We start from the raw sequence: 21,723 nt of genomic DNA, 5'->3' as shown, positions 1-21,723 counted from the left end.
GCCCATAAAGGGGAGGGAGCGTCGATGTTTAAGAGGCTTCGGGAAGATATTGAAGTCGTTTTTGAACAGGATCCAGCGGCAAGAAGTTATTTCGAAGTCATTTTGACTTACTCTGGATTACATGCAGTTTGGGCCCATCGAATTGCACATGCTTTTTATAAAAAGAATTTCTTCTTTATTGCACGTTGGATCTCACAAGTTAGTCGTTTTTTTACCGGTATTGAGATTCATCCAGGAGCAACAATTGGTCGTCGTTTTTTCATAGACCATGGAATGGGGGTTGTAATTGGAGAAACGTGCGAGATTGGTGATAATGTAACGATCTATCAAGGTGTTACATTAGGTGGTACGGGTAAAGAAAAGGGGAAGAGGCACCCTACAATTCAGGATAATGTATTAATTGCAACAGGTGCTAAAGTACTAGGTTCTATTACAGTTGGAGAGAATTCTAAAATTGGAGCAGGGTCTGTCGTATTAAAAGAAGTACCTGCACATTCTACAGTTGTAGGTATACCTGGCCGAGTCGTTATTCAAAATGGAGTAAAGATCGGTCAAGAATTAAATCATTCTGACCTTCCAGACCCAATTTTTGATAAGTTAAAGGTCATGGAAGTAGAACTTGATAAATTGAAAAAACAACTTGAAGTAAAGGTAGAAAGGAAGGATAAAAATGACTATTCACATTTATAATACGTTAACGCGTCAAAAGGAAGAGTTTACTCCATTAGAAGAAAATAAGGTAAAGATGTATGTGTGTGGACCTACAGTTTATAACTATATTCACATTGGGAATGCAAGACCACCTATGGTATTTGATACGGTACGCCGTTATTTAGAATATAAAGGGTATGATGTGCAGTATGTATCTAACTTTACTGACGTAGATGATAAATTAATTAAAGCAGCAAATGAATTAGGTGAAGATGTGCCGACAATTGCTGACCGTTTCGTTGAAGCGTATTTTGAAGATGTAACGGCACTAGGTTGCAAACATGCAACAGTTCATCCGCGTGTAACGGAAAATATGGATATCATTATTGAATTTATTCAAGAACTTGTGAATAAAGGATATGCATATGAATCAGAAGGTGATGTGTACTTTAGAACGAAGGAATTTGAAGGATACGGTAAATTATCGCATCAACCAATCGCCGACTTACGTCACGGTGCACGCATTGAAGTAGGAGAAAAGAAACAAGATCCTCTTGATTTTGCTTTATGGAAAGCTGCGAAAGAAGGAGAAATCTTCTGGGAAAGCCCTTGGGGGAAAGGTCGTCCAGGCTGGCATATTGAATGCTCGGCAATGGCGCGTAAATACTTAGGAGATACAATCGATATTCATGCTGGTGGTCAAGACTTGGCATTTCCTCATCATGAGAATGAAATTGCGCAGTCTGAGGCATTAACAGGAAAAACATTTGCACGTTATTGGATGCACAATGGATATATTAATATTAATAATGAGAAGATGTCTAAGTCACTGGGGAACTTCATTTTAGTTCACGATATCATTAAGCAATATGATCCACAGCTAATTAGATTCTTTATGCTATCGGTACATTACCGTCACCCAATTAATTTCAGTGAAGATTTACTACAAAGTACAAATAACGGACTGGAAAGAATTAAAACGGCTTACGGTAATTTAAAACACCGTATGGAAAGTAGTACTGATTTAACAGATCATAATGAGAAATGGTTAGCGGAACTGGAAAAATTCCAGACTGCATTTGAAGAAGCAATGAATGATGACTTCAACACTGCTAATGCAATCACTGAGTTATATAATGTAGCAAATCATGCAAATCAATATTTACTGGAAGAACATACGTCTACAGTTGTAATTGAAGCATACGTAAAACAACTTGAAACATTATTTGATATTTTAGGGTTAGAATTAGCGCAAGAAGAGTTGCTTGATGAAGAAATTGAGGTACTTATTCAAAAGCGCATTGAAGCTCGTAAAAATCGTGATTTTGCGTTATCGGATCAAATTCGCGATGATTTAAAAGACCGTAATATTATTTTAGAAGATACCGCTCAAGGTACAAGATGGAAAAGAGGATAAGAATGATTGATGCAAAGCAATTAAACAGCTTAGCGTTAGCATATATGGGTGATGCGGTATATGAACAATATATCCGCTATCACCTACTTCAAAAAGGGAAAGTTCGTCCTAATCAATTGCATCGATTAGGGACAAGCTTTGTTTCGGCAAAAGCACAGGCGAAAGTTGTTTATCATTTATTAGAGACAGCATTTTTAACAGAGGAAGAAGAGGCGGTACTAAGAAGAGGGCGTAATGCAAATTCAGGTACTGTCCCGAAAAATACTGATGTACAAACATATCGATATAGTACAGCCTTTGAAGCGCTAATTGGCTATCATCACTTATTAAATAATCGTGAAAGATTAGACGAAATTGTATATAAGGCAATTGCTGTTTTAGAAGAAAAGGAAGGGGGCACATCATCATGAGTAGTGAATATATTATCGGACGTAACCCTGTAATTGAAGCGTTACGCTCAGGAAGAGATATTAATAAAATTTGGATCGCGGAAGGTGCTGCCAAAGGACAAATACAAATTGTACTAGCACTAGCGAAAGAAAATAAGATTATTTTACAACATGCACCAAAGAAGAAGTTAGATCAATTAGTTGAGGGGAACCATCAAGGTGTAATTGCTCAAGTGGCTGCATATCAATATGCTGAGCTAGAAGATCTATTTAAAGTGGCAGAGAAGCGTAACGAAGATCCGTTCTTCTTAATTTTAGATGAAATCGAAGACCCGCATAACCTAGGTTCTATTATGCGTACTGCGGATGCAACAGGAGCTCATGGAATTATTATTCCGAAAAGAAGAGCTGTGGGACTTACTGCATCAGTTGCGAAAGCATCGACTGGAGCAATTGAATATATTCCTGTTGCACGTGTAACGAATTTATCTCGTACAATCGATGAATTAAAAGAACGTGGACTTTGGATTGCTGGTACAGATGCAAAAGGGAAAACGGATTACCGTAATTTAGATGGTAAAATGCCAATTGGATTAGTAATTGGAAGTGAAGGAAAAGGTATGAGTCGTATTATTGGTGAAAAATGTGATTTCTTAATTACTTTACCGATGGTCGGTAAAGTTACATCCTTAAATGCTTCAGTAGCCGCAAGTTTGTTAATGTATGAGGTATATCGTAAGCGTCACGAAATTGGTAAATAAAAAATGAACGATATTTTAATCGTTGACGGTTACAACATTATCGGAGCTTGGGGAGACTTGAAGAAACTACGGGATGTAGATTTGCAATCATCAAGAGATGCACTGATTGATAAGATGGCGGATTACCAAGGATACACAGGTACAAAGGTAATGATAGTTTTTGATGCTTATACGGTCCAAGGTATTGAAAAAAAGATGAAACAATCGCGTGTGGAAGTCATATTCACGAGGAAGAATCAAACTGCAGATGAAAAGATAGAGCAGCTTGCGATTGAGCTTAGAAATATAAATACGCAAATATATGTTGCGACTTCTGATTATACGGAACAATGGGTTATATTTGCGCAAGGTGCTCTTCGGAAATCTGCACGTGAATTGGAGTTGGAAGTACAAGCGATGGAGCAACAAGTAAGAAGGCGTACACAAGACACAAAAGAAAAGCAACCCGCCATGCGAAAGATATTTAGTAAAGATATTACAGAAAAATTAGAAAAATTAAGAAGAGGAGAGCGTTGAAGCATTGACGCTCTTTATCTTTTTACTGTATAATATTGCTAAATAAATAGCGGTCGGAGGGATCAAGGTGGAAGCAGGCTTCGTAAGTGTAGGCGACGTTACATTTCGTGATTTAGAGGATGAGGCAATCGTTGAGTTAGTTCGAAAAGGTAATACTGACGCTCTAGAATATTTGATTCACAAATATAAGAACTTTGTTCGCGCGAAATCGAGATCTTATTTCTTAGTGGGTGCCGATCGAGAAGATATTGTTCAAGAAGGTATGATTGGATTGTTTAAAGCGATTCGTGATTATAAAGAGGACAAGCTGTCTTCATTCAAAGCATTTGCTGAACTGTGTATCACTCGGCAAATTATTACCGCTATTAAAACAGCAACAAGGCAAAAACATATTCCGTTAAATTCATATGTGTCTTTAGATAAGCCGATTTATGATGAGGAATCTGATCGGACATTATTAGATGTTATTTCGGAAGCGAAGGTAACGGATCCTGAAGAAATGATTATAAGTCAGGAAGAATATACAGACATAGAATCTAAAATATCTGAATTATTAAGCGATTTAGAAAGGAAAGTGCTTTCTTTATATCTAGATGGTCGTTCTTATCAAGAGATTTCGGAACAGTTAAATAGACATGTAAAATCTATTGATAACGCTTTACAGAGGGTGAAGCGGAAATTGGAACGATATATGGAAATGAGAGAGAGTACCACTTTAAATTCATAAGAAATGCTACAGGTGTAAAAAATCACCTGTTTTCTTTTTGTAGAGAGTGCAAAAGGCATGTCATTGACATTGTCTTTTGTTGTATGATACATTTTTAGGGACATAATGTTACAAGGTTGGTGTAACTAATGAGGAAAAAAGTTGTACTCTCATGTGAAGAGTGTAAAAATCGAAACTACTCTACGATGAAAGATACGAGCTCAGTAGAGCGACTTGAAATAAAGAAGTTTTGTAAAACATGCAATCAGCATACAGTTCACAAGGAAACAAAATAAATAATTGAAATAATACACTGGAGGTCCCGTAGATGCGTTTAACGAACTTTTTCGGCGATGTAGGTCGCGAAATGAAAAAAGTAAGTTGGCCTAAAAAAGATGAATTACTCCGTTCAACAGCGACTGTTATCGCTACAGTTGTCTTCTTTGCGATTTTCTTCGCAGTGGTTGATATGGGCATTTCTTCTTTAATTCGGTTAATTCTTGGTTAATTCTTGAATAAGAAGCACTTATCCATGATATAATGTTATTTATAAGAACTGTGTAAAGGCCCGGTGAACGGGTTTTTTCATTTGCGCAAAAAAATGTACGTCAGGGAGGGAAGGACGCTCGTCCTAAATGAATGGAAAAAAGTTGGTATGTTGTCCATACTTATTCTGGATATGAAAATAAAGTAAAAGCAAACCTAGAGAAACGTGTAGAATCAATGGGTATGCAAGATAAAATTTTCCGTGTTGTTGTCCCGGAAGAAGTAGAAGTAGAAATGAAAAACGGTAAAGAAAAATTAATGAAAAGAAAAGTGTTCCCAGGTTATGTATTAGTAGAATTAATCATGACTGATGACTCTTGGTATGTTGTACGTAACACGCCAGGTGTAACTGGGTTCGTTGGTTCTTCTGGTTCTGGATCTAAACCATCACCTCTATTAGAAGAGGAAGTGGTTACCATTATGAAGCATATGGGAATGGACAACGAAGTGGTTGATTTCGACTTTGAACTTCATGAGACAGTGCGTGTAAATGAGGGGCCATTCGCAGATTATACAGGTGCTATTGAAGAAATTGATGTGGAGAAGAAAAAGGTTAGCGTGCTTGTAGACATGTTTGGTCGCGAGACTCCAGTTGAGCTTGACTTCCATCAAATTGAAAAATTATAAAATGAAACTTGAAATGAATTGTAAAAAGTGATAATATCTTTTAAGTCAGTACGTCTTCGTTATCGGAGACGTTTTTTGAAAGATTTTATCCTTACAGATAAAATATGACGTGGGAGGGCAAATCACTGTCCAATTGACCACATCACGGACTTAAGGAGGTGTGTCTCGTGGCTAAAAAGGTAATTAAAATGGTAAAGCTTCAAATTCCTGCAGGTAAAGCTAACCCAGCTCCACCAGTTGGTCCAGCATTAGGACAAGCAGGTGTTAACATCATGGGCTTCTGTAAAGAGTTTAACGCTCGTACAGCTGATCAAGCTGGTCTTATCATCCCTGTTGAAATTACGGTATTTGAGGACCGTTCATTCACTTTCATTACTAAAACTCCTCCTGCTGCTGTTCTTCTTAAGAAAGTAGCTGGTATTGAGTCTGGTTCTGGTGAACCAAACCGTAATAAAGTGGCAACTGTTAAGCGTGATAAAGTACGCGAAATCGCTGAAACTAAAATGCCTGACCTAAACGCTGCTAGTGTAGAAGCTGCAATGCGTATGGTTGAAGGTACTGCACGCAGTATGGGCATCGTTATCGAAGACTAATTCGATTTGTTTTTTTTAAAAGGTTGCGGGTCTGGAATTCCAATTCGCAACCTTTATTATCGTAAATGATTATCGTTTTTAAATAAATGGATGGCGCGCATCCTCAGGTTATACCTGAAAATAAGCGTAAACGTGGGAGGTTATTCCGCTAAAACCACATTCGAGGAGGAAATAAAAATGGCTAAAAGAGGTAAAAAGTACGTAGAAGCTGCAAAGCTTGTTGATCGTGCAACTGCTTACTCTGCAACAGAAGCAGTAGAATTAGTAAAGAAAACAAACACAGCTAAATTTGATGCGACTGTAGAAGTTGCATTCCGTTTAGGTGTTGACCCTAAGAAAGCTGACCAACAAATCCGTGGTGCAGTTGTTCTTCCGCACGGTACTGGTAAAGTACAACGTGTATTAGTTTTCGCTAAAGGTGAAAAGGCTAAAGAAGCTGAAGCTGCTGGAGCTGACTTCGTAGGCGATGCTGATTACATCGGTAAAATCCAACAAGGTTGGTTCGATTTCGATGTAGTAGTAGCAACTCCTGACATGATGGGTGAAGTTGGTAAACTTGGTCGCGTATTAGGACCTAAAGGTTTAATGCCAAACCCTAAAACTGGAACAGTTACTTTCGATGTAACTAAAGCTGTTAACGAAATCAAAGCTGGTAAAGTTGAATACCGCGTTGATAAAGCTGGTAACATCCACGTTCCAATCGGTAAAGTATCTTTCGAAGATGCTAAATTAGTAGAAAACTTCGGAACAATTGCTGACACTTTACAAAAAGTTAAGCCAGCTGCTGCAAAAGGTACTTACATGAAGAACGTAACAGTTGCTTCTACAATGGGACCTGGCGTACGTGTAGACGTTTCTACATTAGCGTAAAATTTGGAAGTTGACTTCATAAAGAAGTTTTTATATAATCATTTATGTTGTGAATTTAATTAGTGTACCGTAGACAGTAGGTGTCAATAGACTTAATTTCCTACCTAGGTGTTAATATACGAAACGGAATTTTTTTCTGTGACTATATGCCTCCATGTCTACAAGTTGGGCATGGAGGTTTTTAGTGCACTTTCGGTACATCTTCTATATAATCTACAGGAGGTGTAATAACATGAGCAAAGTAATCGAAACTAAACAACAAGTTGTAACTGAAATCGCGGACAAACTTCGCGAAAGTAAATCTACAATCGTTGTTGACTACCGTGGTTTAACAGTTTCTGAAGTAACAGAATTACGTAAAAACTTACGTGAAGCTGGCGTTGAGTTCAAAGTTTACAAAAACTCTTTAACTCGTCGTGCTGCAGAGTCTGCTGAAATGGCTGAGTTAAACGAATTCTTAACAGGACCAAACGCAATCGCGTTCAGTAACGAGGATGTAGTTGCTCCTGCGAAAGTATTAAACGACTTCGCTACAAAACATGAAGCTTTAGAAATTAAAGCTGGTGTAATCGAAGGTAAACTTGTAACACTTGATGAGGTTAAAGCTATCGCTACTCTTCCATCACGTGAAGGCTTACTTTCTATGCTTCTTAGCGTTCTTCAAGCTCCAATCCGTAACCTTGCACTTGCTACTAAAGCAGTTGCAGAACAAAAGGAAGAGCAAGGCGCTTAATTTTTTAAAAGATAATTACTTGTTATCTATAAAACAATACAAACCTATTTAAGGGAGGATATTTACAATGACTAAAGAACAAATCATTGAAGCAGTTAAATCTATGACTGTATTAGAACTTAACGACTTAGTAAAAGCTATCGAGGAAGAATTCGGCGTAACTGCTGCTGCTCCTGTAGCTGTAGCTGGTGGCGCTGGTGAAGCTGCTGCTGAGAAAACTGAATTTGACGTAGTACTTGCAAGTGCTGGCGCTCAAAAAATCAAAGTTATCAAAGCTGTACGTGAAATCACTGGTCTTGGCTTAAAAGAAGCTAAAGAATTAGTTGACAACACTCCAAAAGCAATCAAAGAAGGCGTTTCTAAAGAGGAAGCTGAAGAAATGAAAGCTAAACTTGAAGAAGTTGGCGCTGCTGTAGAAGTTAAGTAATTAACTTTTGATGCTTTAAAAAAAGCTCGCTCTCATGCGAGCTTTTTTTTTAACTGTAAAGAAAAGAGGTGGCCATATGGCAGACCATTATTTTTCTAACGACCCTTCTAGTAAAAGTGATCGTAAACGATGGGAATTTACACTTCGTGGATCTCAATTTACTTTCTTATCTGACCGTGGGGTGTTCTCGAAAAACGAAGTGGACTTTGGTTCTCGTCTTTTAATTGAAGCGTTTCAAGTGCCAGATATTAAAGGTGATATATTAGACGTAGGTTGTGGATATGGACCAATTGGTTTATCGTTGGCGAAAGAGTTTCAAGACCGTAAAGTTCACATGGTGGATGTGAATGAAAGGGCGCTTGAGCTTGCGAAAGAAAATGCCGCTAACAATAGAATTGGAAATGTACGCATTTTTCAAAGTAGCGTCTATGAAAATGTAGATGGTATGTATGCTGCTATTTTATCTAATCCTCCAATTCGTGCAGGTAAAGATATCGTGCATGAGATTTTAGAAAAGGCTGTAGAGTATTTAGTTCCAGGTGGAGAGTTGTGGATTGTTATTCAAAAGAAGCAAGGTGCACCATCTGCACTGAAGAAACTAGAGGAAGTATTTTCTGAAGTCGAAGTTGTAGAAAAGAAAAAAGGATATTATATCATAAAATCAAAAAAACGTTGACGGTTATTTTTGGCTATGTTAACATTATACAATGCCAATATATGATTTTCTGCGTTGAGAAAGATGTATATTTTTGTTTCTCTTGGAAAAGATAGTAAAATCAGCAGATTATGAAACAGAATGATGGTTTTCTTATAGAAGCCATTTTTCTTTTTTGAGCAGGTAGAAAGACTCAACGTATTTATCTTTAAGAGAAAAAACTACGCTAATAGCAGTAGTTGTATTTATTTGTGATTTTGCACAAATTTTTTTGTGCATTTATAATACTCATGATTTGAGGGGTGAAGCAGTTGACAGGTCAACTAGTTCAATACGGACGCCACCGCCAACGAAGAAGTTATGCCCGTATTAGTGAAGTATTAGAGTTACCAAATCTTATCGAAATTCAAACCTCTTCTTATCAGTGGTTTCTTGATGAGGGTTTGCGAGAAATGTTCCAGGACATTTCTCCGATCGAAGACTTTACGGGAAATCTATCGCTTGAATTTATCGACTACAGCTTAGGTGAACCTAAATACTCTGTAGACGAATGCAAAGAGCGTGATGTGACGTATGCAGCACCACTTCGTGTAAAAGTGCGTCTAATCAACAAGGAAACTGGTGAAGTAAAAGAACAAGATGTGTTCATGGGAGATTTCCCACTCATGACAGAGACTGGAACATTCGTAATTAACGGTGCAGAACGTGTTATCGTTTCCCAGTTAGTTCGCTCTCCAAGCGTATACTATAGTGGCAAAGTGGATAAAAACGGAAAACGTGGTTTTACTGCTACTGTAATTCCAAACCGCGGAGCTTGGTTAGAGTATGAGACAGATGCTAAGGATGTTGTATATGTGCGTATTGACCGTACGCGTAAACTTCCTGTAACTGTTTTGTTACGCGCATTAGGGTTTGGCTCTGATCAAGAAATCACCGAGCTTTTAGGTGATAACGAATACTTAAGCAACACATTAGAAAAAGACAACACAGATAGCACAGAAAAAGCATTGCTTGAAATTTATGAGCGTCTACGTCCTGGTGAACCACCAACAGTAGAAAATGCTAAGAGCTTACTTGTGTCTCGTTTCTTCGATCCAAAGCGCTACGATTTAGCAAATGTAGGTCGCTATAAGATCAACAAGAAGTTACACATTAAAAACAGATTGTTTAATCAACGTTTAGCTGAAACATTAGTGGATCCAGAAACTGGTGAAATTTTAGCGGCGGAAGGAACAATCTTAGATCGTCGTACACTTGATCGCATTTTACCTTACTTAGAGAAAAACATTGGATTCAAAACAGCGAAACCAATGGGTGGAGTGGTAGAAGGCGATGTTGAGCTGCAATCTATTAAGATTTATGCTCCTGAGTCAGAAGGCGAACGCGTAATTAATGTAATTGGTAATGCAAATATTACTCGTGATGTAAAACACATCACACCAGGTGATATCCTTGCTTCTATCAGTTACTTCTTCAACCTACTATACAAAGTGGGGGATACAGATGATATCGACCATTTAGGAAACCGTCGTCTGCGTTCTGTTGGAGAACTATTACAAAATCAATTCCGTATCGGTCTTTCTCGTATGGAACGTGTTGTTCGTGAGAGAATGTCGATTCAAGATACAAATGCAATTACACCACAAGCGTTAATTAACATTCGCCCGGTTATTGCATCTATTAAAGAGTTCTTCGGAAGTTCTCAGTTATCTCAGTTCATGGATCAAACAAATCCATTAGCAGAGTTAACTCACAAACGAAGACTATCTGCATTAGGACCCGGTGGTTTAACGCGTGAGCGCGCAGGCTTTGAAGTACGTGACGTTCACTACTCTCACTATGGTCGTATGTGTCCGATTGAAACACCAGAGGGACCAAACATCGGTTTGATTAACTCATTATCATCGTTCGCGAAAGTAAATGAGTTTGGTTTCATTGAAACACCATACCGTCGTGTTGATCCAGAATCTGGTCTTGTAACAGGGCAGGTTGATTACTTAACAGCAGATGAAGAAGATAATTATGTTGTAGCCCAAGCGAATATGAAATTATCTGAAGAAGGAGAATTCCTTAGCGAAGATATCGTAGCTCGTTTCCGTGGTGAAAACATTGTCACAAATAAAGAACGCATCGACTACATGGATGTATCTCCAAAACAAGTAGTGTCGGCAGCGACAGCTTGTATTCCGTTCTTAGAAAACGATGACTCTAACCGCGCACTTATGGGAGCGAACATGCAACGTCAGGCGGTTCCGTTAATGAATCCGGAATCTCCGATTGTAGGTACAGGTATGGAGTACGTATCAGCAAAAGACTCAGGTGCTGCAGTAATCTGTAAACATCCTGGTGTTGTTGAACGCGTAGAAGCACGTGAAGTTTGGGTACGTCGCTATGTAGAAGTTGACGGTCAAACAGTAAAAGGCGACTTAGATCGCTACAAAATGCAAAAATTCATTCGTTCTAACCAAGGAACTTGCTACAACCAACGTCCAATCGTAAGTGTTGGAAATGAAGTTGTAAAAGGTGAGATTCTTGCGGATGGTCCTTCTATGGAATTAGGTGAACTAGCACTTGGACGTAACGTGCTTGTTGGCTTCATGACTTGGGACGGTTATAACTACGAGGATGCGATCATTATGAGTGAGCGCCTTGTAAAAGATGATGTGTACACTTCTATTCATATTGAAGAATATGAGTCAGAAGCTCGTGATACGAAGCTTGGACCAGAAGAAATTACACGTGACATTCCAAACGTTGGGGAAGATGCATTACGCAACCTTGACGAGCGCGGTATCATTCGCGTTGGTGCGGAAGTAAAAGATGGAGATTTACTTGTTGGTAAAGTAACACCTAAAGGTGTAACAGAATTAACAGCTGAAGAACGTCTATTACATGCTATCTTTGGAGAAAAAGCACGTGAAGTACGTGATACATCACTACGTGTACCACACGGTGGTGGCGGTATTATCTTAGACGTAAAAGTATTCAACCGTGAAGATGGCGATGAATTGCCACCAGGCGTGAATCAACTTGTACGTGCATATATCGTTCAAAAACGTAAAATCTCTGAAGGTGACAAGATGGCCGGACGTCACGGTAACAAAGGTGTTATCTCTCGTATTTTACCAGAAGAAGATATGCCTTACTTACCAGACGGTACGCCAATCGATATCATGTTAAACCCATTAGGGGTACCATCTCGTATGAATATCGGTCAGGTATTAGAGCTTCATCTTGGTATGGCAGCAAGATACCTTGGTATTCACATTGCAACACCAGTATTCGATGGTGCTCGTGAGGAAGATGTTTGGGGCACGATTGAAGAAGCTGGTATGGCAAATGACGCGAAAACAATCCTGTATGACGGACGTACTGGTGAACCATTCGATAACCGCGTATCTGTTGGTGTCATGTATATGATCAAACTTGCGCACATGGTTGACGATAAACTTCATGCTCGTTCTACTGGACCATACTCACTTGTAACGCAGCAGCCTCTTGGAGGTAAAGCTCAGTTCGGTGGACAGCGTTTCGGTGAGATGGAGGTTTGGGCACTTGAAGCTTACGGTGCTGCTTATACTCTTCAAGAAATCTTAACAGTGAAGTCTGATGATGTTGTTGGACGTGTTAAGACGTATGAAGCAATTGTTAAAGGCGAAAATGTTCCAGAACCAGGCGTTCCTGAATCATTCAAAGTATTGATTAAAGAGCTGCAAAGTTTAGGTATGGACGTTAAAATGATGTCTAGCGACGATAAAGAAATTGAAATGCGTGATACAGAAGATGACGATGATCATCAATCAGCAGATAAATTGAATGTCGAAGTTGAGACAACTAAAGAATAATTGGGATAACCTGTAGACTAAAAGGGAGGTAGGCCCCTTGATAGATGTAAATAACTTTGAATATATGAAGATTGGACTTGCTTCACCTGACAAGATTCGTTCTTGGTCATACGGTGAAGTTAAGAAACCAGAAACAATTAACTATCGTACGTTAAAGCCTGAAAAAGATGGCTTGTTCTGTGAGCGTATTTTCGGACCACAAAAGGACTGGGAATGTCATTGCGGAAAATACAAACGTGTACGTTATAAAGGTGTAGTTTGTGATCGATGTGGCGTTGAAGTAACGCGTGCAAAAGTTCGTCGTGAACGTATGGGTCATATCGAATTAGCTGCTCCTGTATCTCATATTTGGTATTTCAAAGGTATCCCGAGCCGCATGGGACTTGTCTTAGACATGTCCCCTCGCGCGCTTGAAGAAGTAATTTATTTCGCTTCTTATGTTGTAACAGAAAGTGGAGATACACCACTTGATAAGAAGCAATTACTTTCTGAAAAAGAATACCGTGCATATCGTGATCGATATGGTAGCACATTCCAAGCTGCTATGGGTGCGGAAGCGATTAAAAAGCTACTACAAGACATCGATTTAGATAAAGAAGTAGACTTCTTAAAAGAAGAATTAAAAACAGCGCAAGGACAACGCCGTACTCGTGCTATTAAACGTCTAGAAGTATTAGAAGCATTCCGTAACTCTGGAAATCACCCATCTTGGATGATCCTAGATGTTCTTCCAGTTATCCCGCCAGAACTACGCCCAATGGTACAGTTGGATGGTGGACGTTTTGCTACTTCTGACTTAAACGACTTATACCGTCGTGTAATTAACCGTAATAATCGTTTAAAACGTCTATTGGACTTAGGTGCACCAAGCATCATCGTTCAAAACGAAAAACGTATGTTACAAGAAGCTGTAGACGCATTAATCGATAATGGTCGCCGCGGCCGTCCAGTTACTGGACCAGGTAACCGTCCATTAAAATCACTATCTCACATGCTTAAAGGTAAACAAGGACGTTTCCGTCAAAACTTATTAGGTAAACGTGTTGACTACTCTGGCCGTTCTGTAATCGTTGTAGGACCGAACTTAAAGATGTACCAATGTGGATTACCGAAAGAAATGGCGCTTGAATTGTTTAAGCCTTTCGTTATGAAAGAGTTAGTTGGAAAAGGTTTAGCACACAACATTAAGAGTGCTAAACGTAAAATTGAGCGTGTACAACCTGAAGTTTGGGACGTTTTAGAATCTGTGATCAAAGAGCATCCAGTACTTCTAAACCGCGCACCAACACTTCACCGTCTTGGTATCCAGGCGTTTGAACCTACATTAGTAGAAGGTCGCGCAATTCGTCTTCACCCACTTGTATGTACTGCATACAACGCGGACTTTGACGGTGACCAAATGGCAGTTCACGTACCGTTATCATCAGAGGCACAAGCAGAAGCTCGTATTCTTATGTTAGCGGCACAAAACATCTTGAATCCAAAAGACGGAAAACCAGTTGTTACTCCATCTCAGGATATGGTATTAGGTAACTACTACTTAACACTTGAGCGTGAAGGCGCAATCGGTGAAGGTATGGTCTTCAAAGATGCAAACGAAGCAATACTTGCATACCAAAATGGATATGTACATCTGCACACACGTGTTGCAGTTGCTGCAAGTTCGGTAAATAATGTAACGTTTACTGAAGAGCAAAAGAGTAAGCTTCTATTAACAACAGTTGGTAAATTAATATTTAACGAAATCTTACCAGAGTCGTTCCCTTATATTAATGAACCAACAAACTCAAACCTTGAAAAAGAAACACCAGCGGAATATTTCGTTGAAAAAGGTGCGAACATTAAAGAAATTATTGCTAGTCGCGAAGAAGTGGCGCCATTTAGCAAGAAGATCCTTGGTAACATCATTGCGGAAGTATTCAAGCGTTTCCAAATTACGGAAACATCTCGCATGCTTGACCGCATGAAAAACTTAGGATTTAAGTACTCTACAAAAGCTGGTATTACAGTTGGGGTATCTGACATTCTTGTATTAGGCGAAAAAGATGAAATTCTCCATGAAGCACAAGCAAAAGTAGATAATGTAATTAAACAATTCCGTCGCGGTTTAATCACGGAAGAAGAACGTTACGATCGCGTTATCTCTATTTGGAGTAATGCAAAAGATGTTATCCAAGGAAAACTGATGAAATCCTTGAATAAACGCAACCCAATCTTCATGATGAGTGATTCAGGTGCCCGTGGTAACGCATCGAACTTTACTCAGCTTGCTGGTATGCGTGGTCTGATGGCCAATCCATCTGGTCGTATTATCGAACTTCCAATTAAATCAAGTTTCCGTGAAGGTTTAACAGTACTTGAGTACTTCATTTCTACGCATGGTGCGCGTAAAGGTCTTGCCGATACAGCACTTAAAACTGCCGATTCTGGTTACTTAACACGTCGTCTTGTAGACGTTGCACAAGATGTAATTGTCCGTGAAGATGATTGTGGAACAGATCGTGGTCTATTAATTGGTGCGATTAAAGAGGGTAATGAAGTAATTGAGTCATTATATGATCGTCTTGTTGGACGTTTTGCAAGAAAAACTGTAAAACATCCTGAAACAGGTGAAGTATTAGTTAGTGAAAACCAACTAATTACTGAAGATATCGCGCATATCGTTGAAAATTCGGGTGTTGAAACTGTAAACATTCGTTCAGCGTTCACGTGTAACACTCGCCACGGTGTATGTAAGAAGTGTTACGGTCGAAACTTAGCAACTGGTACAGACGTAGAAGTAGGAGAAGCGGTAGGTATTATCGCAGCTCAATCTATCGGTGAGCCAGGTACACAGTTAACGATGCGTACGTTCCATACAGGTGGGGTTGCCGGAGATGATATCACTCAAGGTTTACCTCGTATCCAAGAGATCTTCGAAGCTCGTAACCCGAAAGGTCAGGCAGTTATCAGTGAAATCGATGGTGTTATCGCAGCGATTAACGATGTTAAAGATCGCCAAGAAGTAGTTGTACAGGGTGAAGTTGAAGCTCGTACGTATGCTATTCCTTACGGTGCACGTCTGAAAGTAACTCTAGGACAGCCAATTAGCCACGGTAAAGAGTTAACAGAAGGTTCTATTGATCCGAAAGAATTACTAAAAGTAACGGACATTACGGCGGTTCAAGAATACTTACTACGTGAAGTTCAAAAAGTATACCGTATGCAAGGGGTAGAAATTGGTGACAAACACGTAGAAGTAATGGTACGTCAAATGTTACGTAAAGTTCGTGTAAGTGATGCGGGTGAAACAGATGTATTACCAGGAACACTACTAGATATCCATCAGTTTACTGATGCGAATGCGAAGGTGCTACTGAAAGGTAAACAACCAGCAACAGCTAGACCTGTTCTACTTGGTATTACAAAAGCTTCACTTGAAACTGATTCATTCTTATCTGCAGCATCGTTCCAAGAAACGACACGTGTCTTAACTGATGCAGCGATTAAGGGTAAACGCGATGAGCTTCTAGGATTGAAAGAAAATGTTATTATCGGTAAACTTGTTCCTGCTGGAACAGGTATGAATCGTTATCGCAAAGTGGATCTTGTAAAAACAACACAAGGTGACATGAATGTAGAAAACGATGAAGTTTATGTGGAACAGTAAAATTTTCCGTCGTAAATTTTGTATAAAAACAGTTAATCCTAGTTGACATTGTATGAGTCAAAATGTTACTATAATCAAGGTTGCTCCTGAACGATGCTTTGGAGGATATTTATATGTCTTATCAAAAAGTGTCAAATGCTGAAAATGTAGTCGTTGGTCATAAACGCACATTGGAGGCAATCAAAAATGGTATAGTTAAAGAAGTTGTTATTGCGGAAGATGCTGATATGCGGTTAACCCATATGATCATTCGTACCGCCTTGCAACATAACATACCCATAACCAAAGTTGAATCAGTTCGTAAGCTTGGAAAAGTTTCGGGGATTCAAGTGGGAGCTTCAGCAATAGGAATAATAAGTTAAAACTGTTTTTGTGAGGAGAGAGCATTTGCTCTTCCTTGCAAAAACTTTGTTTTCAACTAATAATGAACCACCTGGATATGTGGTCATACAAACATGCGAAGGGAGGATAATCAAATGCCTACTATTAACCAATTAGTGAGAAATGGTCGTACTGATAAAGTATGGAAATCTAAATCACCTGCGTTAAACAAAGGGTTCAACTCTTTAAAGAAAAAATCAACTGATATCTCTGCACCTCAAAAACGTGGTGTATGTACTCGTGTTGGTACAATGACTCCAAAGAAACCTAACTCAGCGTTACGTAAATACGCTCGTGTACGTTTAACAAACGGTATCGAGGTTACAGCTTACATCCCAGGTATCGGTCATAACCTACAAGAGCATAGCGTAGTATTAATTCGCGGTGGTCGAGTAAAGGATTTACCAGGGGTACGTTACCACATCGTTCGTGGTGCGCTTGATACAGCTGGTGTTGACAAACGTATGCAAGGACGTTCTAAATATGGTACTAAGCGACCAAAACCTGCTAAAAAATAATAAACTTATAATGAAAGGAGGAACTCAATATGCCTCGTAAAGGACCTGTTGCGAAACGTGACGTGTTACCAGATCCAATGTATAAGTCTAAGCTAGTAACACGCCTTATCAACAAAATGATGGTTGACGGTAAAAAAGGTAAATCTCAAACAATTCTTTATAACGCTTTCGATATCGTTCGTGAACGTTCAGATAAAGACCCTATGGAAGTATTCGAGCAAGCTCTAAAGAACATCATGCCTGTTCTTGAAGTACGCGCTCGTCGTGTTGGTGGTGCTAACTACCAAGTTCCAGTTGAGGTTCGTCCAGAACGCCGTACAACTTTAGGTCTTCGCTGGTTAGTAAACTATGCTCGTCTTCGTGGTGAAAAAACTATGGAAGAGCGTCTAGCTTACGAAATCTTAGATGCAGCTAACAATGCTGGTGCATCTGTTAAGAAACGTGAAGACACTCATAAAATGGCAGAAGCTAACAAAGCATTTGCTCATTACCGTTGGTAGGATTCAACGTAAAATAAATGTAAGCATAAACCGCTTTATTTGTCGCTTATGGAAGTGTGGAGAGGGAGAATGCCTCTCCCTTTCGTTGGGCGCTCGTTTTACATAATGAGGGTACTGGACATACTGACATGTGTAACAATATAAAGTGGCTTTTTTGCTACTTAAAATAAAAAAATCCAATCCATATATGGAAGGAGCAAGACACCAAATGACAAGAGAGTTCTCTTTAGAAAACACTCGTAATATTGGTATCATGGCTCACATCGATGCTGGTAAAACAACAGCAACTGAGCGTATTCTGTATTATACAGGACGTATTCATAAAATCGGTGAAACTCATGAAGGTGCATCTCAGATGGACTGGATGGAGCAAGAGCAAGAGCGTGGTATCACAATTACTTCTGCTGCAACTACAGCTCAATGGAAAGGTCACCGTGTAAACATCATTGACACTCCAGGACACGTAGACTTTACAGTAGAAGTAGAACGTTCTTTACGCGTACTTGATGGTGCGGTAGCAGTACTTGATGCACAATCTGGTGTAGAACCACAAACAGAAACTGTTTGGCGTCAGGCTACTACTTACGGTGTACCTCGTATCGTATTCGTTAACAAAATGGATAAGATTGGTGCGGATTTCTTATACTCTGTAGGAACAATCCACGATCGTTTACAAGCAAACGCACACCCAATTCAGTTACCAATCGGTGCTGAAGATGAGTTCAATGGTATCATTGACCTTGTTGAAGAATGTGCTTACATGTACGGTAACGATTTAGGAACAGACATCGAGCGTGTTGAAATTCCTGAAGAGCATAAAGAATTAGCTGCAGAATACCGTGGAAAACTTATTGAAGCGGTAGCTGAGCTTGATGAAGAAATGATGATGAAGTACCTAGAAGGTGAAGAAATCACTGTAGAAGAGCTTAAAGCTGGTATCCGTAAGGCTACAACTTCTGTAGAATTCTTCCCAGTAATCTGTGGTTCTGCATTCAAAAATAAAGGTGTTCAAATTCTGTTAGACGCAGTTATCGACTACCTACCATCTCCATTAGACGTACCAGCTATTAAAGGTACTCTTCCGGATACAGATGAAGAAATCGAACGTAAGTCTAGCGATGAAGAACCATTCGCAGCTTTAGCATTCAAAATCATGACTGACCCTTATGTTGGTAAGTTAACGTTCTTCCGTGTGTATTCTGGTGTGTTAAACTCTGGATCATACGTGAAAAACTCAACTAAAGGTAAGCGTGAGCGTGTAGGTCGTATCCTACAAATGCACGCTAACAGCCGTGAAGAGATTTCAACAGTTTACGCTGGTGATATCGCTGCTGCTGTAGGTTTAAAAGATACTACTACTGGTGATACTCTTTGTGATGAGAAGAGTCTTGTTATCCTTGAGTCTATGGAATTCCCAGAGCCAGTTATCTCTGTAGCTATCGAACCAAAATCTAAAGCTGACCAAGATAAAATGGGTACAGCATTATCTAAGCTTTCTGAAGAAGATCCAACATTCCGTGCTCACACTGACCAAGAAACTGGCCAAACAATCATCGCTGGTATGGGTGAACTTCACCTTGATATCATCGTTGACCGTATGCGCCGTGAATTCAAAGTGGAAGCAAACGTTGGTGCTCCTCAGGTAGCATACCGTGAGACTTTCCGCGCTGCTGCGAAAGTTGAAGGTAAGTTCGCTCGTCAATCTGGTGGTCGTGGACAATTCGGTCACGTTTGGATTGAGTTTGAACCTAATGAAGAAGGTAAAGGTTTTGAATTCCAAAACAAAATCGTCGGCGGTGTAGTTCCACGTGAATACATCCCAGCTGTTGGTGCGGGTCTTGAAGACTCACTTAAAAATGGTGTACTAGCTGGTTATCCACTAGTTGACATCAAAGCTGCGTTAGTTGACGGATCTTACCATGATGTCGATTCATCTGAGATGGCGTTCAAAATCGCTGCATCTATGGCACTTAAAGCTGCGGTTTCTAAATGTAGCCCAGTAATTCTTGAGCCAATGATGAAAGTTGAAGTTGTAATTCCTGAAGAGTACATGGGTGACATTATGGGCGACGTAACATCTCGCCGTGGACGTGTAGAAGGTATGGAAGCTCGCGGTAACGCACAAGTTGTTCGCGCTATGGTTCCACTTTCTGAAATGTTCGGTTATGCAACGGCATTACGTTCTAACACTCAAGGACGCGGAACATTCTCAATGACATTTGATCATTATGAAGAAGTACCGAAGTCTGTTTCTGAAGAAATTATTAAAAAAAATAAAGGTGAATAATTGATTTTTATCGATTGTTCAAGTATAACTACTTATGTAAGCTTAGAAAGTGGGACGTAAGTTTCACTTTCTAGTCTAAATATAAAATAACCTATATAAACTAAGGAGGAATTTAGAATGGCTAAAGCTAAATTCGAACGTTCTAAACCCCATGTTAACATCGGTACAATCGGCCACGTTGACCATGGTAAAACTACATTAACTGCTGCGATCACTACAGTTCTTGCAAAAGCTGGTGGTGCTGAAGCACGCGGATACGATCAAATCGACGCTGCTCCAGAAGAAAGAGAGCGCGGAATCACAATCTCAACTGCACACGTTGAGTACGAAACTGAAACTCGTCACTATGCACACGTTGACTGCCCAGGTCACGCTGACTATGTTAAAAACATGATCACTGGTGCTGCTCAAATGGACGGCGGTATCTTAGTAGTATCTGCTGCTGATGGCCCAATGCCTCAAACACGTGAGCACATCCTTCTTTCTCGTCAAGTAGGTGTTCCTTACATCGTTGTATTCTTAAACAAATGCGACATGGTAGACGACGAAGAATTATTAGAATTAGTAGAAATGGAAGTTCGCGACCTATTATCTGAATACGGATTCCCAGGCGACGATATTCCTGTAATCAAAGGTTCTGCTCTTAAAGCTCTTCAAGGAGAAGCTGATTGGGAAGCAAAAATCATTGAATTAATGACTGAAGTTGATGCTTACATCCCAACTCCAGAACGTGAAACTGACAAACCATTCTTAATGCCTATCGAGGATGTATTCTCTATCACAGGTCGTGGTACAGTTGCAACTGGTCGTGTAGAGCGCGGAATCGTTAAAGTTGGTGACGTAGTAGAAATCATCGGTCTTGCTGAAGAAAATGCTTCTACAACTGTAACTGGTGTAGAGATGTTCCGTAAACTTCTTGACCAAGCTCAAGCTGGAGACAACATCGGTGCTTTACTTCGTGGGGTTGCTCGTGAAGACATCCAACGTGGACAAGTTCTTGCTAAAACTGGCTCTGTAAAAGCTCACGCTAAATTCAAAGCTGAAGTTTTCGTATTATCTAAAGAAGAAGGTGGACGTCACACTCCATTCTTCGCTAACTACCGTCCTCAGTTCTACTTCCGTACAACTGACGTAACTGGTATCATCCAATTACCAGAAGGTACTGAAATGGTAATGCCTGGTGACAACATCGAAATGACTATCGAACTTATCGCTCCAATCGCTATCGAAGAGGGAACTAAATTCTCTATTCGTGAAGGTGGACGTACAGTAGGTTACGGTGTAGTTGCTACTATCGTTGAGTAATCTTAACTGATATAAAAAAACCAAGGGATTTTCCCTTGGTTTTTTTGTTTGTATTTATATAATGAATGAAATGATTTTTTTATGTTTTGACGAGTTTCTTCTATAGTAATACAAAATCAATAAAACTAAAATCCAGAAACTGTAAAATGTATTCTGTGAGATGAAAACTTGAAATTCTTTAAAGTGCCATGTATAATAGCAAAAGTAGAGAAAAGCAGATGCAAACAAAAAGATGCTTGCATCTAGACGAATAACATTGTATAATAGACAATGTTGGTCTTTGACTGCGATGAAGTGGAAGGTTGCTGACACACCCGGCCGCTTTGCCATGGCATGGTGTGGGGAAA

Annotated in this window: 21 protein-coding genes and 1 other annotated feature; all 21 genes read left to right on the top strand. The window is 39.6% G+C overall.

Translation table 11 applies throughout. From position 1 onward, the window contains the following. The first annotated feature begins 24 nt into the window (after positions 1-24). The gene (cysE, locus tag QCI46_RS26900; RefSeq protein ID WP_000476500.1) at positions 25-690 is read left to right on the top strand and encodes a serine O-acetyltransferase; all 666 of its coding nucleotides are present in this window, start codon (positions 25-27) and stop codon (positions 688-690) included. Next, positions 671-2,068: a cysteine--tRNA ligase gene (gene cysS, locus QCI46_RS26895; protein WP_000152265.1), complete on the top strand. Its 1,398-nt coding sequence runs from the start codon at positions 671-673 to the stop codon at positions 2,066-2,068. Before cysE ends, cysS begins: the two co-directional genes overlap by 20 nt. A gap of 2 nt (positions 2,069-2,070) precedes the next feature. Further along, positions 2,071-2,478, top strand: a complete 408-nt coding sequence (locus QCI46_RS26890) for a Mini-ribonuclease 3 (protein ID WP_000564263.1) — start codon at positions 2,071-2,073, stop codon at positions 2,476-2,478. After that, positions 2,475-3,218, top strand: coding sequence for a 23S rRNA (guanosine(2251)-2'-O)-methyltransferase RlmB (gene rlmB / locus QCI46_RS26885; RefSeq protein WP_000093757.1), 744 nt, complete (start codon positions 2,475-2,477; stop codon positions 3,216-3,218). Before QCI46_RS26890 ends, rlmB begins: the two co-directional genes overlap by 4 nt. A 3-nt stretch (positions 3,219-3,221) precedes the next feature. After that, positions 3,222-3,734 carry an NYN domain-containing protein gene (locus QCI46_RS26880; protein ID WP_000997888.1) on the top strand — a complete coding sequence of 171 codons (513 nt, stop codon included), beginning with the start codon at positions 3,222-3,224 and terminating at the stop codon, positions 3,732-3,734. A 67-nt stretch (positions 3,735-3,801) separates the two neighbouring features. Next, a complete protein-coding gene (locus QCI46_RS26875) occupies positions 3,802-4,461 on the top strand; it encodes an RNA polymerase factor sigma-70 (RefSeq protein WP_000387198.1) in 660 nt (219 codons plus the stop codon). Between the two features lie 128 nt (positions 4,462-4,589). Beyond that, positions 4,590-4,736, top strand: coding sequence for a 50S ribosomal protein L33 (gene rpmG, locus QCI46_RS26870; protein WP_002070160.1), 147 nt, complete (start codon positions 4,590-4,592; stop codon positions 4,734-4,736). A gap of 32 nt (positions 4,737-4,768) precedes the next feature. Continuing rightward, a complete protein-coding gene (secE, locus tag QCI46_RS26865; protein WP_001241321.1) occupies positions 4,769-4,948 on the top strand; it encodes a preprotein translocase subunit SecE in 180 nt (59 codons plus the stop codon). Positions 4,949-5,079: 131 nt separating this feature from the next. After that, positions 5,080-5,613 (top strand): transcription termination/antitermination protein NusG, encoded by a 534-nt coding sequence (nusG, locus tag QCI46_RS26860; protein ID WP_000415794.1) that lies wholly within the window; start codon positions 5,080-5,082, stop codon positions 5,611-5,613. A gap of 167 nt (positions 5,614-5,780) precedes the next feature. Further along, positions 5,781-6,206 (top strand): 50S ribosomal protein L11, encoded by a 426-nt coding sequence (gene rplK / locus QCI46_RS26855; RefSeq protein WP_001085872.1) that lies wholly within the window; start codon positions 5,781-5,783, stop codon positions 6,204-6,206. Between the two features lie 177 nt (positions 6,207-6,383). Beyond that, positions 6,384-7,076: a 50S ribosomal protein L1 gene (rplA, locus tag QCI46_RS26850; protein WP_002096939.1), complete on the top strand. Its 693-nt coding sequence runs from the start codon at positions 6,384-6,386 to the stop codon at positions 7,074-7,076. A gap of 49 nt (positions 7,077-7,125) precedes the next feature. Then, positions 7,126-7,269 (top strand) — a sequence feature (ribosomal protein L10 leader region). Positions 7,270-7,308: 39 nt separating this feature from the next. Next, entirely contained in the window at positions 7,309-7,809 is a 501-nt protein-coding gene (rplJ, locus tag QCI46_RS26845; RefSeq protein ID WP_000048721.1) for a 50S ribosomal protein L10, read from the top strand. Between the two features lie 67 nt (positions 7,810-7,876). Next, on the top strand, positions 7,877-8,236 hold the full coding sequence (gene rplL, locus QCI46_RS26840) for a 50S ribosomal protein L7/L12 (protein WP_000159737.1): 360 nt from the start codon (positions 7,877-7,879) through the stop codon (positions 8,234-8,236). 76 nt (positions 8,237-8,312) lie between these two features. Further along, a complete protein-coding gene (locus QCI46_RS26835; protein ID WP_048543031.1) occupies positions 8,313-8,912 on the top strand; it encodes a class I SAM-dependent methyltransferase in 600 nt (199 codons plus the stop codon). A gap of 290 nt (positions 8,913-9,202) precedes the next feature. Then, positions 9,203-12,736 (top strand): DNA-directed RNA polymerase subunit beta, encoded by a 3,534-nt coding sequence (gene rpoB / locus QCI46_RS26830; RefSeq protein WP_000147550.1) that lies wholly within the window; start codon positions 9,203-9,205, stop codon positions 12,734-12,736. Positions 12,737-12,773: 37 nt separating this feature from the next. Next, complete coding sequence (rpoC, locus tag QCI46_RS26825) at positions 12,774-16,385, top strand: DNA-directed RNA polymerase subunit beta' (RefSeq protein ID WP_000567950.1); 3,612 nt, start codon at positions 12,774-12,776, stop codon at positions 16,383-16,385. A 113-nt stretch (positions 16,386-16,498) separates the two neighbouring features. After that, positions 16,499-16,747 (top strand): 50S ribosomal protein L7ae-like protein, encoded by a 249-nt coding sequence (locus tag QCI46_RS26820; RefSeq protein WP_000121828.1) that lies wholly within the window; start codon positions 16,499-16,501, stop codon positions 16,745-16,747. A 114-nt stretch (positions 16,748-16,861) separates the two neighbouring features. Next, positions 16,862-17,284, top strand: coding sequence for a 30S ribosomal protein S12 (gene rpsL / locus QCI46_RS26815; RefSeq protein ID WP_001142341.1), 423 nt, complete (start codon positions 16,862-16,864; stop codon positions 17,282-17,284). A 29-nt stretch (positions 17,285-17,313) separates the two neighbouring features. Next, positions 17,314-17,784, top strand: coding sequence for a 30S ribosomal protein S7 (rpsG, locus tag QCI46_RS26810; protein WP_001137489.1), 471 nt, complete (start codon positions 17,314-17,316; stop codon positions 17,782-17,784). Positions 17,785-17,992: 208 nt separating this feature from the next. Beyond that, positions 17,993-20,071, top strand: a complete 2,079-nt coding sequence (fusA, locus tag QCI46_RS26805) for an elongation factor G (protein WP_000196381.1) — start codon at positions 17,993-17,995, stop codon at positions 20,069-20,071. A 117-nt stretch (positions 20,072-20,188) separates the two neighbouring features. Further along, positions 20,189-21,376: an elongation factor Tu gene (tuf, locus tag QCI46_RS26800; protein WP_001029617.1), complete on the top strand. Its 1,188-nt coding sequence runs from the start codon at positions 20,189-20,191 to the stop codon at positions 21,374-21,376. Positions 21,377-21,723 lie beyond the last annotated feature (347 nt).

The sequence above is a fragment of the Bacillus cereus group sp. RP32 genome (assembly GCF_040459735.1).
Classification (GTDB): Bacteria; Bacillota; Bacilli; order Bacillales; family Bacillaceae_G; genus Bacillus_A; species Bacillus_A wiedmannii.
The sequence above is the reverse complement of the archived record's forward strand: the minus strand, read 5'-3'. Positions and strand labels throughout refer to the sequence as shown.

Bases quoted from the DNA above. Each gene is read 5' to 3' on its own strand.
- QCI46_RS26820 (WP_000121828.1), top strand. From the start codon at position 16,499: ATGTCTTATCAAAAAGTGTCAAATGCTGAAAATGTAGTCGTTGGTCAT.
- fusA (WP_000196381.1), top strand. From the start codon at position 17,993: ATGACAAGAGAGTTCTCTTTAGAAAACACTCGTAATATTGGTATCATG.
- secE (WP_001241321.1), top strand. From the start codon at position 4,769: ATGCGTTTAACGAACTTTTTCGGCGATGTAGGTCGCGAAATGAAAAAA.
- QCI46_RS26880 (WP_000997888.1), top strand. From the start codon at position 3,222: ATGAACGATATTTTAATCGTTGACGGTTACAACATTATCGGAGCTTGG.
- QCI46_RS26835 (WP_048543031.1), top strand. From the start codon at position 8,313: ATGGCAGACCATTATTTTTCTAACGACCCTTCTAGTAAAAGTGATCGT.
- nusG (WP_000415794.1), top strand. From the start codon at position 5,080: ATGGAAAAAAGTTGGTATGTTGTCCATACTTATTCTGGATATGAAAAT.
- rpsL (WP_001142341.1), top strand. From the start codon at position 16,862: ATGCCTACTATTAACCAATTAGTGAGAAATGGTCGTACTGATAAAGTA.
- rplL (WP_000159737.1), top strand. From the start codon at position 7,877: ATGACTAAAGAACAAATCATTGAAGCAGTTAAATCTATGACTGTATTA.
- rpmG (WP_002070160.1), top strand. From the start codon at position 4,590: ATGAGGAAAAAAGTTGTACTCTCATGTGAAGAGTGTAAAAATCGAAAC.
- rpsG (WP_001137489.1), top strand. From the start codon at position 17,314: ATGCCTCGTAAAGGACCTGTTGCGAAACGTGACGTGTTACCAGATCCA.
- QCI46_RS26890 (WP_000564263.1), top strand. From the start codon at position 2,071: ATGATTGATGCAAAGCAATTAAACAGCTTAGCGTTAGCATATATGGGT.
- cysE (WP_000476500.1), top strand. From the start codon at position 25: ATGTTTAAGAGGCTTCGGGAAGATATTGAAGTCGTTTTTGAACAGGAT.
- rplA (WP_002096939.1), top strand. From the start codon at position 6,384: ATGGCTAAAAGAGGTAAAAAGTACGTAGAAGCTGCAAAGCTTGTTGAT.
- rplJ (WP_000048721.1), top strand. From the start codon at position 7,309: ATGAGCAAAGTAATCGAAACTAAACAACAAGTTGTAACTGAAATCGCG.
- tuf (WP_001029617.1), top strand. From the start codon at position 20,189: ATGGCTAAAGCTAAATTCGAACGTTCTAAACCCCATGTTAACATCGGT.
- cysS (WP_000152265.1), top strand. From the start codon at position 671: ATGACTATTCACATTTATAATACGTTAACGCGTCAAAAGGAAGAGTTT.
- rlmB (WP_000093757.1), top strand. From the start codon at position 2,475: ATGAGTAGTGAATATATTATCGGACGTAACCCTGTAATTGAAGCGTTA.